This is a genomic window from Actinomycetota bacterium (assembly GCA_004297305.1).
GTDB lineage: Bacteria > Actinomycetota > Actinomycetes > S36-B12 > FW305-bin1 > FW305-bin1.
Map to the genome: position 1 here is coordinate 246,307 of SCTR01000006.1, position 15,242 is coordinate 261,548.

The following is a 15,242-nucleotide window of genomic DNA, read 5'->3' on the forward strand; positions in this document are numbered from 1 at the left end:
CGGGCGGGGCGATCAGCCGAACAGGGTCTGCCCGATCCACCCGCCCGACGTGACCCCGGGCGGGATCGCGAAGATCGCCGAACCGGTATGGCGCAGATACTCGTTGAGGCCGTCGAAGCGGGACAGCGCCGTCTGGATCGGCACGAACTGCTTGCGCGGATCCCGCTGGAAGGCAATGAAGAACAGCCCCGCGTCCAACCGGCCCAGGCCGTCGGAACCGTCGACGAAGTTGTAGCCGCGCCGCAGCAGCCGGGCGCCGCCGTGCGAGGACGGATGGGCCAGCCGGACATGGGCGTTCTCGGCGATCGCCGGCGACCCGTCCTGGGTCTGCCGGGCCAGGTCCAGGTCGGTGAACTCGCCGCCGCCGGACAGCGGTCCGCCGACCCCCTTGGTCCGCCCGATCAGTGCCTCCTGCTCGCGCAGCGAGGTGCGGTCCCACGTCTCGATGAGGTTCGCGATACGGCGCGCGACCAGGTAGGTGCCGCCGGCCATCCATTCCGCGCCGTCGCCGGGCTGCACCCATACCCAGTCGCGCAGTCCCGCGGCGTCCTCGGCCTTGATGTTCATCGTCCCGTCCTTGAACCCCAACAGGTTTCGTGGGGTCGACTGGGCGGTGCTGGTGGACGCGGTACGGCCGTAACCGAGCTGGGACCAGCGGACGGCGGCCACCCCGAAGGCGATCCGGGCCAGGTTGCGGACCGCGTGCACCGCGACCTGCGGGTCGTCGGCACAGGCCTGCACGCACAGGTCACCACCGCTGCGGGCCGGGTCGAGCGTGTCCCCGGCGAACCGGGGAAGGTCGACCAGGGCCGGCGGGCGCTGCGCGGCAACACCGAACCGATCCCGGCCCTGTGGGCCGGTGAAGAACGTCGGGCCGAAGCCGACCGTGATCGTCAGTGACGACGGCGACAGCCCCAGGGCCTCGCCGGTGTCGTCCGGCGGTGCGTCCAGATGTCCCGAGACCGCTCCGACCGGACCGGCGTCGTGCCCCTGCGTCATCCGCGCCGCCGCGGCCGTCCACGCCTTGAGCATTCCGATCACGGCGGCCCGGTCGTCGGTGACCAGATCGAACGCGACGAAGTGCAGCCGGTCCTGGGCCGGGGTGACGATGCCCGCCTGGTGCTCGCCGTAGAAGTCCACGACCGGCGGCTCGGCGACCGCCGGTTCCTTCTTGTCGCCGTCGCGCGCCGCCGCCACCGCGACGCCGGCCGCGCCCAGCCCCGCCGCGCCGACCACCCCCGCACCGGCCAGCCCGAGCAGCCGCCGGCGCGACAGGCCGCCCGGCCGTGGCACGTCGGCGGGCCGGGCGGTCGTCCCGGCGTCCGGTGGGATGTCAGTCATCGTGTCCTGCCCTGCGGGGCCCGAGGAGTCTCCGGCGCGGCCGGACGCTACTTCACTACGGTTGACGTCAACTGCGACAGCGGCTCCCCGAGCGCGTCGACTTTGGCGGCCAGTTCCTTGATCTGGGCCTCGGTGAGCTGGTCGTAGAGCTTCCAGCCGTCGCCGACCTTCTGGGCGTCGAGCGCGGCTTGGACGTCGGCGAATGCCTTGTCCAGCCTCGTGGCCAACGCCGGGTTCTTCACCTGCACGGCCGGCCGCAGGCCTTCGTACGCGACCCGGGCGCCGTCGACGTTGGCCTGGAAGTCCCACAGGTCGGTGTGCGACCAGATCTCTTCTTCGCCGGTGACCTTGCCGGTCGCCACCTCGTCCAGCAGTTCCTTGGCACCGTTGCCGAGCTGGTCGGGCTGGTAGGTCAGGCTGCGGACCCGGTCCAGCAGGGTCTGTGTGTCGCTGACCAGTAGATCGGCGAACTGGGCGCGCTGCGCCGTCGTCAACGCCTTGTAACCCGACGCCGGCGGCCACAGGTCCTTCTCGATCAGGTGCCAGCCGGTCCAGGTGTCGCCGTCCTCGAGGTGGGCCTCGCGCAGGTCCAGCTTCGGGTCGAGGTCGCCGAAGGATTCGGCCACCGGCTCGATGCGCTCCCAGTGCATCCGCGTCGGCGCGTACAGCGAGCGGGCCTTGGCGTCGTCGCCGGCCTTGTACGCCGCCGCGAACGCCTTGGTCTCGGTGATCAGCTGCTCGGCCTGGTCCTTGACGTAGGCGGCGTACTCCGTCGTCGCCGCGGTCAGCATCGTGGCGACCGCGTCGCTCGCCGTCGGTGAGGGAGCGGTCCCGGTCACGGCGAACTGCTTGCGGATGCCGTCGCCCACCATGCCGGGCTTGCAGGCGGTGAAGTACGCACCGGGTTGCGCGGAGACCGTGAGATCCCGGGAGGTGCCGGGCCCGATGTTCTCGACCTCCGCTACCACCCGCAGCCCGTCGGAGCCCAGCAGATAGAACTCGGTGACCTGACCGCCGGTGTTCTTCACCGAGAAGGTGACCGGGCCGGCCGTCACCTCGGACTTCGAGACGTCGCACGTGCTGTCCCCGCTGGTCACCGCCACCGCGCCGGAATCGGAGTCCGCGGCCGTGCCGCTGGCGCAGGCGGCCAGGAGCAGCACCGCCGGTGCGACACCGGCGACAGCGAGGACGGGGCGGGGACGTGCGCGCATGAGGGTCCTTTCGGCTCCCCGGCTCCGGCGAGCGCCGATGGCCAGGATGAGGCGGTCGGGTTGAGGGTAGCCTCACCAAACTCGCCCGGACCACCGGGGTCAGCACGTCCGCGGGGGTCAGCCGCCCAGCGCCGCCCGCAACCGTCCGGGGTCCACGCGCAGCATGTCGTGCACCCGGCCGTCGACGAGGACCACCGGGATCTCCTCCCAGTACAGGTCGGCCAGTTCCGGGTCGTCGGCGGTGGAGACCTCCTGCCACGGCACGCCCAGTTGCTCGCACACCGCAGCGACGACGGCGCGAGCGTCGTCGCACAGATGACAGCCGGGCTTGCCGACCAAGGTCACGCGGGCCATCGACACCTCAGCCGAACACGGTCCGGCGCCGACGCAGCAGCCGGTAGATCGACTCCTGGATCGTCTGGCGGACGTGGTCGGTCAGGTTGAACACCAGCATCGGGTCGTCAGCGGCACCGTCCGGGTAGCCGTCGGTCGGGATCGGCTCGCCGAATTCGATGAACCACTTGCTGGGCAACGGAATCAGGCCCAGGGGTCCCAGCCAGGGGAAGGTCGGGGTCAACGGGAAGTACGGCAGGCCGAGCAGCCGCGCGAGGGTCGGGGAGTTGCCCAGCATGGGGTAGATCTCCTCGGCCCCGACGATCGCGGTCGGGATGATCGGGACGCGCGCCCGCAGCGCGGCGGCCACGAACCCGCCCCGGCCGAACCGCTGCAGCCGGTAGCGCTGCGAGAACGGCTTGCCGATGCCCTTGAAGCCCTCCGGCCAGACGCCCACCAACTCGCCACCGCCGAGCAGGCGTTGCGCGTCCGCGGGGGAGGCCAGCGTGTGACCAGCCTTGCGGGCGTAGCTGCCGATGATCGGCAGCGAGAACACGAGGTCGGCGCCGAGCATCCGCAGGTTCCGGCGGGCGGGGTGGTGGTCCAGCAACGCCAACTGCGTCATGACCGCGTCCACCGCGACGGTGCCGGAGTGGTTGGCCACCACCAGCGCCCCACCACTGTCCGGAACGTGGTCCATGCCGAGCGCGTCGACCCGGAACCAGCGCCGATACAGCGGCCGCAACGGCGCGGCCAGCACCCGGTCGGTCAGTTCGGCATCGAAACCAGTCTCGTCCACCTCGTAGTCGCCGGCCAGCCGACGGCGCACGAAATCGAGGAGATCAGTCCGAACCCCTTGTGGCGCAACCGGTTCCGCCGCCGCACGGGATGCCGACAGCGGCACGGGAACATCCGCGCTCCGCTGGTCGGCGGAGTCGGGGCGGACCGCGGCCCCGCCGGACGGCGTCGCCGCCGGCCGGGTAGGCGCCGGGGCGGGGCGGCCGCTACGGCGCCGGGAGCCGGTCGCCCCGGCCAGGCGCGCGGCCTGCGACGCGGTGAGCCGCCGGGGCGGTTCACCGTCGAGCGCGACGACAGTCGCGTCAGGCACCCGGCGTACTGCGCCCATGGCGTCGCCCGGTCAGCTCACTTCTTGTTGCGGCGCTGGACGCGGGTGCGCTTCAGCAGCTTGCGGTGCTTCTTCTTCGCCATGCGCTTGCGGCGCTTCTTGATCACAGAGCCCACGGGCGGACCTCACGATCTCGTCGCCCGGATGCCCGAGCAGGCAGGCCCCGGCGGCCTGCGGCGCCGCGAGCCTATCGGGTGCGCAGCGACCAGCCGGACGGCCTCCACCACGAGGTCGTCGCAGGCGCCGGTCAGCGTTGCCCCTGCGATCAGACGGTGGTCAGGCGGTGCGGTCAGGCGGTCTCGATGAAGGAGTCGCGCAGGTAGTCGTGGACGGCCTGCTCCGGGACGCGGAACGAGCGCCCCACCCGGACCGCCGGCAGCTCTCCGTTGTGGACCAGGCGGTACACGGTCATCTTCGAAACCCGCATCAGCGACGCGACTTCGGCGACCGTGAGGAAGCGCACCTCCGACAGCGGGCGCTCTGGTGTCTGGGACATGCACCACCGTTTCTTCCTGCGAGGTGCCGGCGCCGGCTTCCCCTCCGGCGCCCGGTGACTCTCGCTGACTGCGGGAAGGGTAGTGGCGCGCGAGACGGCAGGGGAAGCGGCCGGACGAATCGCGAACCTCAAACGGCCCAACCGAACCACAGGTCCCAGCCGATAACAGTAGTGTCCGCCTACCCGGACGGATGATCTGCTCCCCAGCAGCCCCGCACAGGCGCCGCGCGCTGGTCAGGATCGCGCCGTTTCGCCGCGGCGGGCCCGGCGTCGGTCCGAAAATCAGCTGCCGGCCGCCAACTCCGCGCTGCGGTCCCGGGCAGCCTCGATCGCGGTGAGGAATGCCGCCCTGACCTTGTGATCGTCCAGTTCCCGTAGCGCGGCGATCGTCGTCCCCGCCGGCGAGCTGACCTGTTCTCGCAGCACCGAGGGGTGCTCGCCGGTCTCGGCGAGCATCCGGGCCGAACCGACCATCGTCCCCACGACCAGCTCGGCCGCGGTGGCACGCGGCAGGCCCAGCAGGACTCCGGCCTCGACCATCGCCTCGACCACGTAGAAGAAATACGCCGGGCCGCTGCCGGACAGCGCGGTCACCGCGTCCTGGTATTTCTCGGCGACGCGGACCACGGTGCCGACCGAACGCAGCAGACCCTCGGCCCGGTCCAGGTGCTCGCCGTCGCAGTGGGCGCCAGGCGACATCGCCGCGACGCCGGCGTCGACCAGCGCCGGGGTGTTCGGCATGACGCGGACGACCGCCGTACCGTCCGGGAGCCGTTGCTCCAGGTACGCCGTGGTGATGCCAGCGGCCAGCGACACCACCAATGCCCCGGGCTGCACGGAAGCGCGCAACTGCGCCAGCACGTCGCCCATGTCCTGCGGCTTGACCACCAGCAGCACCGTCTCGGCGGCGGCCACCGCGGTCAGGTCCGCGGCCGCGGTGACGCCGTACCTGTCGTTGAGTTCCGCGGCACGTTCCGGGCGCCGCTCGATCACCACCAGGTCGGCTGGTTCCCGGCCCGCGCGCAGCAATCCGGCGAGCAGTGCCTCGCCCATGACACCAGCCCCGACGATGGCGACCTGGCCCACCCCGACCTCCTCGGTTCCGCCGACAGGGCGGCATCGATTGATACGGCAGTATCGGCGCTACGACTCCTCGCGGTCGGCACCGACGTATCGCCGGCACGGCCGTATCTGCTGCCGCGGACGTCCCGGTTGCTGCAGTATCGGGCCGCCAGAGGGGTTTTCAGGCTGCGGCGCGGTGTCGGGGTTTGGCGCAGCGGCGCGGTTTCAGGCTGCGGCGCAGTCTCGGGTTTCGGCGGCGGCGTCGGGGAGCGGCTAGTCCCGGGATGTCAGCGCGCGGCCCAGCAGCGCCAGGTTCGCCGGTCGCTCGCCGAGCCGCCGCAGCAGGTATCGCCACCAGTCGGTGCCGTACGGCAGGTACACCCGCACGCGTCGTCCCTGCGCCGCCAGCCGGCGCTGCTCGGCGGGGCGGACGCCGTACAGCATCTGGTACTCGATGCTGTCCGCCGACCGGCCCGCCGTCGTCGCCAGCGCTGCGGCAATGGCGAGCAGGCGCGGATCGTGCGTGGCGACCATCGGATATCCGGGACCGTTGATGAGCGTCCGCAGGACGCGCACGTACGCCTTGTCCACCTCGGCCGCCGACGTATGGGCGACGGTGCCCGGTTCGTCGTACGCCCCCTTGCACAGCCGTACCCGCGACCCCGCCGTGGCCAGCCGTTGCGCGTCGGCGGGCGTACGGCGCAGTGCCGCCTGCAGCACCGCACCCACCGAACTGTGGCGCTCCCGCAGCGCCATCACCGTCCCGAGCACGACGTCGGTGGTGGTGTGGTCCTCCATGTCCACCGTCATCGTGGTGCCGACATCGGCTGCGGCATCGGCGATCTGGCCGGCCAGGTCGAGCGCACGCGCCGGCCCGTCGGGAAGCGCGGCGCCCAGCGCGGACAGCTTGCACGACACCTCGACCGCGCCGGCGATACCGGCGCGGTCGAGCGCCGCGAGCAGGTCGAGGTAGCCGGTGACCGTGGCGGCCGCCGCCGTCGGATCGGCCACGTCCTCACCGAGCCGATCCACGCTGACGACCAGGCCGTCGGACACCAGCGCTGCGGCAGCTCGTACGGCGTCGTCGACGGTCTCGCCGGCCACGAAGCGTTCGACCAGCTGCCGGGTGACGGGTGCGGCCACGGCAAGCTGCCGCGCACGGCTGCTGCCAGCCAGTCCCAGCAGAGCGCCTCGCAGCACGGTGCCGGCGTCCGCTCCCGGTCGCGCCGCCGCTACTCGGCGTCCGTGCGGTGCGAGTGACTGCCGGTCAGCAGGAACTGCAGGTGCCGCATGACCTCGCGCAGCTCCTCGTCCGGCCTGGCCCGATTCGCCCCACTGCTGTACGACTCGTAGCAGGCCCGCAGCGCGGCGATCGGGTCGTAGTCCTCGGCGTGCGTGTCCCGGGGGTCGCTGTTGTCCATGGGTCCTCCCAGATCCGGCACCAGTGTGGCGCTGCCCGCCGGCGATGCTGCGGTGGCCACCATGATTGCGTTTCACGACCGCCACGGCCACCGAAGCCGAGCCGGTGATTTGCCGGTCATCGAGCCGGTGACCGACCATGGTTGAGGGTGCAACGATCGCTGCCCAAGGAGGCCGCCGTGCAGGTCAAGGAGCTCGGTCACGCAGTGCTGTTCGTCCGCGACGTCGCGGCATCGGCGTACTTCTACCGCGAAGTCCTCGGATTCCGGCAAGTGATGCCCGCCGCCGGCGAGCCGATCGAGTTCGGCGCGATGTTCTCCGGCGGCAGGACTCACCACGAACTGTTCCTCATCGGCGTCGGCGACGGCGCCACACCGATACCCGCTGGTCGCCGGATCGGCCTCTACCACTTGGGTTTCAAGGTCGGCGACACCGACGACGAACTGCGCGAGGCCCTGGCAGACCTGCAAGCGGCAGGGGTGGAACTCGTCGGCGCCTCCGACCACGACGTCACCCACAGCCTCTACCTGCACGATCCGGACGGGAACGAGATCGAGCTGTACGTCGACGTGCCCGGCGCCGACTGGGACGACATCGCCCGGCTGGGCGCCCGGCCGAAGCCCTTGCGGCTCTGACGCTCGAGGCCGTGCTCGCGGCGACTGCCGCCCTCGGACACGCTGCCGCCTGCTCCGCCGGCAGCTGCCGTGCCCGGAAAGCGCTGTGGCCGTGGGCATCGCCGATGTGGTCGACCGCGACGCCCTCCCAATCCCTGCGGGCGGTCAGCCGTCGGCGGCGGCCAGGTGGCGCCGGGCGAAAGCGAGCGCCTCGGCGAGGTCGAGCGCCCGCTCCTGGCGGTCCGCGGCACGGCGAGTGGACACCTCGACCACCACCGTCCCGCTGAAGTCCCGGCCTGCCAGGTGCTGCAGCAACTCCGCGCACCGTTGCGTCCCCCTGCCGGGGACCAGATGCTCGTCGCGTGGCGAGCCGGATCCGTCGGCGAGGTGGACGTGCGCCAGCCGGTCGCTGAGGTCGCGGGCCAGGTCGAGCGCATCGGTCCCGCTGACGGCGGTATGCGACAGATCCACTGTCGTGGCCGGATAGTCGGAGTCGCGGATATCCCAGCTCGGCGCGTACGCGGCCAGCGACCGGCTCCGCACCCGCCACGGGAACATGTTCTCCACGGCCAGCACAAGGCCGGACTCCTCGGTCATCCGCTGTAGTCCGGTGACGAAGGCCCGGGCGTAGTCGCGCTGCCAGCGGAAGGGTGGATGCACCACGACGGTACCGGCTCCCAACTCCTCGGCGACCGCCCGGGCGCGCTGCAGCTTGCCCCACGGCTCCGTCCCCCAGACCCGTTGGGTGACAAGCAGACAGGGTGCGTGCACCGACAGGATCGGCACCCCCGTGGTGTCCGAGAGCCGCCGCAGCGCATCACGATCCTGGCTCACCTCGTCGGCGGTGACCATCACCTCGACGCCGTCGTAGCCGAGTTCGGCGGCCAACTCGAACGCGGCACCGGTCGATTCCGGGTAGACACTGATCGTCGATAGCGCGACCTTCGCTCCCGGCGGCCGCCCGGTCACCGCACGCCGTTCACGTGCGCCGCCACCGATCGCTCAACCGTCCAGCGACGATCACCAGCGCCGCCCCCAGCAGGCCGATGCCCACCGCCCACAACCGATCCGCGTCGGCCTGCAGCTCCAGGGCGAAGAACCGCGACAGCGGCGGTACGACGAGCACCGCGACGTAACAGCCGGCCATCGCCGCGACGATCGCCAACCGCAACGCGTTCAACGGCCGGGCGGACTCGATGAGCACGGCCAGCGACACGATGAACAGCGCCGTCGTCGCGTCCACCTTCGCCGCGGCACTCCCGTCGTACGTCGCCCACGTCGCCACCAGGTACGCCGCGAACGACGCGGCCGCGGTGATCACGCCCGCCGGAATCGCGAAGATCATCACACGCCGGAAGAAACCGGGCCTGAATCGCTCGGCATTGGGCATGAGCGCCAGGAAGAACGCCGGGATCCCGATCGTCAATGCGCTCACCAGCGACAGATGCCGTGGCAGGAACGGGAACGCCACGGCGAAGACGCCGGTCATGAACGACACGATCGTGGCGTACACGGACTTGGTGAGGAACACGTCGGAGACCCGCTCGATGTTGCCGAGTACCCGGCGACCTTCCGCCACGACAGACGGCATCACCGTGAACTGGTCGTCCAGCAGCACGATCTGCGCCACCGCGCGAGTGGCGCCGGCGCCCGAACCCATCGCGATACCGAGATCAGCCGCCTTCAGCGCGAGGACGTCGTTCACCCCGTCCCCGGTCATGGCGACCGTCGATCCGTTGTGGTGCAGGGCGTCGACCAGTTGCCGCTTCTGGGACGGGCTGACCCGGCCGAACACCGAATGCCGCGCGACGACGTCCGCCAGTTCGGCCAGGTCGGTCGGCAGCCCGCGGGCGTCCACCGGATCGGCCGCACCGGGCACCCCGGCCTGGGCCGCGATCGCCGCAGCCGTCGTCGGGTGATCGCCGGAGATGACCTTGACCTGGACCCCCTGATCGAGGAAGTACCGCACGGTGTCGGCGGCGTCGGGCCGCAGTCGCTGGTCGATGACCACCAGGGCCGCCGGGGCGAGCGGCCCGGTGCCCGCGTCGGCGGACGGCGCGGCGTCGCCGCTGCATCGAGCCAGCAGCAGCACCCGCGCGCCACCGGCGGCCAGGTCGTCAGCCTGGCGCCGGCTGGCCGTCCCGTCAGGCAGCAGGAACTCCGGCGCGCCGAGCACCCAGCTGCCGTGATCGGCGAAGGTCGCCGCCGACCACTTGCGAGCGCTGGAGAACGCGACGGTGTCGAGCACCGTCCAATCCGCCGGCCGCGTGAAGCCGTCGGCCACGGCCTGCAGCGTCGGGTTCGGCTGTAACTCGCTGGCGCCCAACGCCCCCAGTGCCGCTGCGACCGGCGCGTCGGGGTCGAGGACGACGACGTCGCGCACCGCCATGCCGGGTGCGGTCAGCGTGCCGGTCTTGTCGACACAGACCACGTCGACCCGGGCCAGCACCTCGACCGCGGGCATCTCCTGCACCAGAGTTCGCTTGCGCGCCAACCGGACCACCGCGACCGCCATCGCGATGCTGGTCAGCAGGACCAGGCCCTCCGGGACCATGGTCACCACGCCCGCGATCGCCCCGCGGACGGCGTCCTTCACGGGGATGTCCGCGCGCAGCTGGGACACGACCAGCAGCAACCCGACCGGGACGAGGAACCACGACACGAACCGGATGAACCGCATGATCGAGTCGCGCAGTTCGGAATTGGTGAGGCTGAACTTCTTCGCCTCCTGGGTCAGCCCAGCGGCGAACGAGTCCGCTCCCACCCGGGTAGCGCGGTAGAGCCCGTGGCCGGCCACGACGAACGAACCGGACATCGCGGTGTCGCCCACCGCCTTGTCGACCGGGTCGGCTTCGCCGGTCAGCAGGCTCTCGTCGATCTCCAACCCGTCGCTGACCAGGATCTCGCCGTCCACCACGAACTGATCGCCGGTGCGCAGCACGACGAGGTCGTCGAGCACGATGTCGGCCGCCGCGACGGAGCGGTCGCCGTCAGCACGCCGTACGACCGGCCTGGCCGCACCGATGACCGACAGCGCGGCGAGTGTCCGGGCCGCCCGGTACTCCTGCACGATCCCGATGCCGGTGTTGGCCAGGATGATGAAGCCGAACAGCGCGTCCTGCCAGGGCGCCACGACGAGCATGAGCACCCACAGCGAGCCGATGAGGCCGTTGAACCACGTGAAGGTGTTGGTCCGGACGATGTCGCCCAGCGACCGTGCGTTCGCGTCCGGCGCGTGATTGGCCTGCCCGCGGGCGATCCGGTCATCGACCTCCGCCTGGGTCAGGCCCGGCCCCACCAGCGTCTGGCTCGTCACGGGGCCAGCCCGTCGAGGCGGCGGAGGATGACGCCCTCCCGCAACGCCCACGGGCAGATCTCCAAGGAGTTCAACGAGAACAGGTCCATCGCCGCTTCGGCCACGACGGCACCGGCGACCAGTTGCGGGGCACGGCCGAGAGAGACGCCGGGCAGCGTCGAACGCTCCACCGCCGACATCGCCGCAAGCTTCGGCAGCCACTCGTGCAGGTCGGCCCGCCGCAGCGTCCGCCGGACGAACGGGCCCTCGCTGCTGGGTGCCGCGCCGGTGATGCGCGCCAGCTGCCGGAACGTCTTGCTGGTCGCCACCGCGTGCCGCGGCTCCCCGACGCGCAGCACCGAGCCGACCACCTCGGCAATGCTCGCGCGTACCTGCCGGCGCAGCGCCCGCACGTCGTCGGGCGACGGCGGATCGGTCTGCAGCCGGTCGCGCGTCAACCGGCCGGCGCCCAGCGCCAGGGACACCGCCACGTCGGGGTCCTCGTCGGCACCGGTGGCGATCTCCAGCGAGCCGCCGCCGATGTCGAGCACCAGCAACCGGCCGGACGACCAGCCGAACCAGCGGCGTACGGCCAGGAACGTCCAGCGGGCCTCGTCTCGGCCGGACAGCACCTGCAGGTCGATACCGGTCTGCCGGCGGACCCGGTCGAGCACCTCGTCACCGTTGGTGGCGTCACGCAGCGCCGACGTGGCGAACGCGACGACCTCGGTGACCCCCAGGTCCTCGGCGACCTCGAGGGACTCGCGGACGAAGGCCACCAGCTCGTCGATCGCGGCCTCATCGACCCGGCCGTCGACGGTCAGGTGTTCGGACAGCCGCAGCTCGTGTTTGCGCGAGGACGCAGGGACCGGTGCACCGCCGTGATGCGCGTCGACGACCAGCAGATGGACGGTGTTGGAACCGACGTCGAGCACACCGAGTCGCACGTCGCCGACGGTACCGCCGGACGCGCCCCTAGGCTTGCCCGGTGCCCGAAGTGCCGCTGGACTTTCCCCGGGCGTGGATCGAGTTCCCCGACCCCGCCGATCCGGCGCAACTCTTCCGCTGCGACCTGACCTGGCTGACCTCCCGATGGACCTGCATCTTCGGCCGGGGTTGCCGCGGCATCTACGCCGATCGCCCCGACGACGGATGCTGTACGCACGGCGCGCACTTCTCCGGCCGTAAGGACGAGAAGCGCGTCGCCCGCTTCGTCGAACGCCTCGGTCCCGACGAGTGGCAGTTCCACAAGTCCGGCCACAAGAAGGGCTGGGTCGAGACCGACGAGGAGGGCGCACGCAAGACCCGCGTCCACAAGGGCGCCTGCATCTTCCTGAACCGGCCCGGCTTCGCCGGCGGCGAAGGGTGCGCGCTGCACGGTCACGCTCTGGCGCAAGGGCTCTCGCATGTGGCCACGAAGCCGGACGTGTGCTGGCAGCTGCCGTTGCGGCGCGCCTTCGACTGGCGGGAGGCCGCCGACGGCCACCAGGTCCTGGTGGTCACCGTGACCGAGTACGACCGGCGGGGCTGGGGACCCGGTGGGCACGATTTCGACTGGTACTGCAGCGGGAACACCGAGGCGCACGTGGCCGGGGAGCCGGTGTACCGCTCCAGTCGTGACGAGTTGGTCGCGCTCATGGGAGTCGCGGCGTACGACGTCCTGGTCGGCTACTGCGAGGACCACGAGGCCGCCCGCGCGCCGCTGGCGCGGCACCCCGCCGACCCTCCACCGACCGGTTCGCCCGCCGGCTGACGACGTCGCAGCGGTGTGGCGGACGAACGCTGTCAGTGCCACCCCCTACGGTCGCGACCATGGCCAAGGCAGGTCCGGTCCACCGGTGCGCGGAGTGCGGCTGGACGACGCCGCGGTGGGTCGGCCGCTGCGGCGGGTGCCAGGCGTGGGGGACCATCGAGGCCACCGTCCCTGCCGCTGGCGGGAGCACGGCCGCGGGGCCGGTCACCACTGCGGCGGTCCCGATCGACCGGGTCGACGCGCAGCCGGCGTACGCCCGGGGCACCGGCGTGGCGGAGTTCGACCGCGTGCTCGGCGGCGGCCTGGTGCCGGGGGCAGTCGTGTTGCTGGCCGGCGAACCCGGGGTGGGGAAGTCCACCCTGCTGCTCGACGTCGCCGCGCGGGTCGCCGAGCCGGGCAGGGCGGCGCTGTACGTGACCGGCGAGGAGTCCGCCGCGCAGGTGCGGCTGCGTGCCGGGCGGATCGACGCGTTGAACCCCGAGGTGTTGCTGGCAGCCGAGACCGACCTCGCCGCCGTCCTCGGACAGGTCGACGAGGTCCGGCCTGCACTGCTGATCGTCGACTCGGTGCAGACCATCGCCAGCCGCGACGTCGACGGTGGTCCCGGCGGGGTGTCGCAGGTTCGCGAGGTCGCCGGTCAGCTGATCCGGGTGGCCAAGCAGCGTGGGATCGCGGTGATCCTCGTCGGCCATGTGACCAAGGACGGCTCGGTGGCCGGCCCCCGGCTGCTGGAACACCTCGTCGACGTCGTGCTGCATTTCGAGGGTGATCGGCACGCCCGCCTCCGGCTGGTCCGGGCGGTGAAGAACCGGTACGGCAACACCGACGAGGTCGGCTGCTTCGAACTGCTCGACGACGGTATCCACGGCCTGGCCGATCCCAGCAGACTCTTTCTGTCACAACGTGATTCGGCCGTACCGGGGACCTGCGTGACGGTGACCGTCGAGGGCCGCCGACCGCTGGTCGCCGAAGTGCAGACGCTCGCCGTGGACGGCAACGGTGGGACGCCGAGGCGGGCGACCGCCGGGGTCGACCCGGCCCGGGTGGCCATGCTGTGCGCGGTGCTGGAACGGCACGCCGGACTGCCGCTGTCGCACCGGGAGCTCTACGTCGCCACCGTCGGTGGCATGCGGGTCGCCGAACCGGCTGCCGACCTGGCGGTCGCGCTCGCCTTGAACTCCGGCGTGACCGACCACGGCCTGTCCGGATCGCTGGTCGCGATCGGCGAGGTCGGCCTGGCCGGGGACGTCCGCCGGGTGGTGGGGGTCGACCGCCGGCTGCAGGAGGCCGCGCGACTCGGCTTCAGTCACGCCCTGGTGCCGCCGGACAGCGGCCCGGCCCCGGCCGGGATCGTGGCGCACGAAGTGAGCCAGCTACGGCAGGCGCTGCGGCTGGCACGCGATATCGGCGGCGGTGCGGTCGTCACACCGTTGCACGCACGGCGGTGATCCCACCGCGTACGTCGCTACCCTGATGCGGTGGCCGACGACATCGATGCCCGCCTGCGCGCGGCGTTGGCGATGGTCGCGCCGGGCACCGCCTTGCGGGACGGACTCGAGCGGGTGCTGCGGGGCAAGACCGGCGCGCTCATCGTGCTGGGTTCCGATCCGACGATCGACGCGATCACCAGTGGCGGCTTCGCCCTGGACGTGGAGTTCTCGGCGACGCGGCTGCGGGAACTGGCCAAGATGGACGGCGCGCTGATCCTGGACTCCGGTGCCGGCCGGCTGCTGCGCGCAGCGGTTCAGCTCGTCCCCGATCCGGCCATTCCGACCGAGGAGACCGGCACGCGCCATCGCACCGCCGACCGGGTGTCGCGGCAGAGCCACTTCCCGGTGATCAGCGTCAGCAAGTCGATGAACATCATCGCGCTCTACGTCGACGGACGCCGGTACGTCCTGGAGGACCCGGCGGCGATCCTCAGCCGGGCGAACCAGGCCCTGGCCACGCTCGAGCGGTACAAGCTGCGCCTGGACGAGGTGAGCGGAACCCTGTCGGCGCTGGAGATCGAGGATCTCGTCACCGTCCGCGACGTGAGCAGCGTCGCGCAGCGGCTGGAGATGGTGCGCCGGATCGCCCAGGAGATCCAGGCGTACGTCGTCGAACTCGGCACCGACGGCCGGCTGCTGTCGCTGCAACTGGCCGAACTCGTCGCCGGCGTCGGCGACGACCGCGGTTACGTCGTCCGCGACTACCTGCCCAGTGGATCGCGCCGTACGGTGACGGCCGAGCAGGCACTGGAAGCGCTGGATGCGCTGTCACAGAACGAGTTGCTGGACCTGTCCGTCGTAGCGCGCTGCATCGGCTACCCGAGCGGTCCGGAAGCCCTGGAACAGGCCGTGAGCCCTCGCGGCTATCGCCTGCTGTCGCGGGTGCCGCGGTTGCCGGTGCTGCTGGTGGAACGGTTTGTCGACCACTTCGGGGGCCTTCAGAAGATGCTGGCGGCCAGCGTCGACGACCTGCAGGCGGTCGAAGGTGTCGGCGAGAGCCGGGCGCGGTCGGTGCGCGAGGGACTGTCGCGGCTGGCCGAGTCCAGCATCCTCGAGCGCTACGTCTAGGCCGTCGTTCGGCCCCGCTCGGGTTCGTTCGGCG

General features: G+C 71.6%; 15 protein-coding genes. 4 read left to right on the top strand and 11 right to left on the bottom strand.

The genetic code is table 11. From position 1 onward, the window contains the following. Positions 1–12 precede the first annotated feature (12 nt). The 8 genes from efeB to EPO13_04045 form a co-directional block, all read right to left on the bottom strand. Positions 13–1,341, bottom strand: a complete 1,329-nt coding sequence (efeB, locus tag EPO13_04010; GenBank protein TAK70141.1) for a deferrochelatase/peroxidase EfeB — start codon at positions 1,339–1,341, stop codon at positions 13–15. Between the two features lie 47 nt (positions 1,342–1,388). Next, complete coding sequence (locus EPO13_04015) at positions 1,389–2,552, bottom strand: PbrT family lead (Pb2+) uptake porter (protein ID TAK70142.1); 1,164 nt, start codon at positions 2,550–2,552, stop codon at positions 1,389–1,391. Positions 2,553–2,669: 117 nt separating this feature from the next. After that, positions 2,670–2,906, bottom strand: coding sequence for a glutaredoxin family protein (locus EPO13_04020; protein TAK70143.1), 237 nt, complete (start codon positions 2,904–2,906; stop codon positions 2,670–2,672). 7 nt (positions 2,907–2,913) lie between these two features. Continuing rightward, entirely contained in the window at positions 2,914–4,011 is a 1,098-nt protein-coding gene (locus EPO13_04025; GenBank protein TAK70144.1) for an acyltransferase family protein, read from the bottom strand. A gap of 17 nt (positions 4,012–4,028) precedes the next feature. Continuing rightward, positions 4,029–4,127 (bottom strand): AURKAIP1/COX24 domain-containing protein, encoded by a 99-nt coding sequence (locus EPO13_04030; protein ID TAK70145.1) that lies wholly within the window; start codon positions 4,125–4,127, stop codon positions 4,029–4,031. A gap of 173 nt (positions 4,128–4,300) precedes the next feature. Further along, positions 4,301–4,507, bottom strand: coding sequence for a helix-turn-helix domain-containing protein (locus EPO13_04035; protein ID TAK70146.1), 207 nt, complete (start codon positions 4,505–4,507; stop codon positions 4,301–4,303). Positions 4,508–4,789: 282 nt separating this feature from the next. Beyond that, positions 4,790–5,593 (bottom strand): pyrroline-5-carboxylate reductase, encoded by an 804-nt coding sequence (gene proC / locus EPO13_04040; protein ID TAK70147.1) that lies wholly within the window; start codon positions 5,591–5,593, stop codon positions 4,790–4,792. A 249-nt stretch (positions 5,594–5,842) separates the two neighbouring features. Further along, positions 5,843–7,129 carry a proline dehydrogenase gene (locus tag EPO13_04045; GenBank protein ID TAK70148.1) on the bottom strand — a complete coding sequence of 429 codons (1,287 nt, stop codon included), beginning with the start codon at positions 7,127–7,129 and terminating at the stop codon, positions 5,843–5,845. 38 nt (positions 7,130–7,167) lie between these two features. On the opposite strand from EPO13_04045, the gene EPO13_04050 reads away from it, so the two are divergent. Then, positions 7,168–7,623, top strand: coding sequence for a VOC family protein (locus EPO13_04050; protein TAK70149.1), 456 nt, complete (start codon positions 7,168–7,170; stop codon positions 7,621–7,623). Between the two features lie 144 nt (positions 7,624–7,767). On the opposite strand, the gene EPO13_04055 is transcribed toward EPO13_04050, so the two are convergent. Genes EPO13_04055 through EPO13_04065 form a run of 3 tightly spaced genes read right to left on the bottom strand, consistent with a single transcriptional unit; the run spans position 7,768 to position 11,844 of the window. Further along, complete coding sequence (locus tag EPO13_04055) at positions 7,768–8,571, bottom strand: sugar phosphate isomerase/epimerase (protein ID TAK70150.1); 804 nt, start codon at positions 8,569–8,571, stop codon at positions 7,768–7,770. A gap of 10 nt (positions 8,572–8,581) precedes the next feature. Then, positions 8,582–10,918 (bottom strand): HAD family hydrolase, encoded by a 2,337-nt coding sequence (locus EPO13_04060; GenBank protein TAK70151.1) that lies wholly within the window; start codon positions 10,916–10,918, stop codon positions 8,582–8,584. Next, positions 10,915–11,844: a Ppx/GppA family phosphatase gene (locus EPO13_04065; GenBank protein ID TAK70152.1), complete on the bottom strand. Its 930-nt coding sequence runs from the start codon at positions 11,842–11,844 to the stop codon at positions 10,915–10,917. Before EPO13_04065 ends, EPO13_04060 begins: the two co-directional genes overlap by 4 nt. A 41-nt stretch (positions 11,845–11,885) precedes the next feature. Here EPO13_04065 and EPO13_04070 point away from each other — a divergent pair, with 41 nt between their 5' ends. The 3 genes from EPO13_04070 (at position 11,886) to disA (ending at position 15,208) form a co-directional block, all read left to right on the top strand. Next, the gene (locus EPO13_04070) at positions 11,886–12,650 is read left to right on the top strand and encodes a hypothetical protein (protein TAK70153.1); all 765 of its coding nucleotides are present in this window, start codon (positions 11,886–11,888) and stop codon (positions 12,648–12,650) included. Positions 12,651–12,709: 59 nt separating this feature from the next. Continuing rightward, positions 12,710–14,098: a DNA repair protein RadA gene (gene radA, locus EPO13_04075; protein ID TAK70154.1), complete on the top strand. Its 1,389-nt coding sequence runs from the start codon at positions 12,710–12,712 to the stop codon at positions 14,096–14,098. Positions 14,099–14,170: 72 nt separating this feature from the next. Then, positions 14,171–15,208 carry a DNA integrity scanning protein DisA gene (gene disA, locus EPO13_04080; GenBank protein ID TAK70451.1) on the top strand — a complete coding sequence of 346 codons (1,038 nt, stop codon included), beginning with the start codon at positions 14,171–14,173 and terminating at the stop codon, positions 15,206–15,208. Positions 15,209–15,242 lie beyond the last annotated feature (34 nt).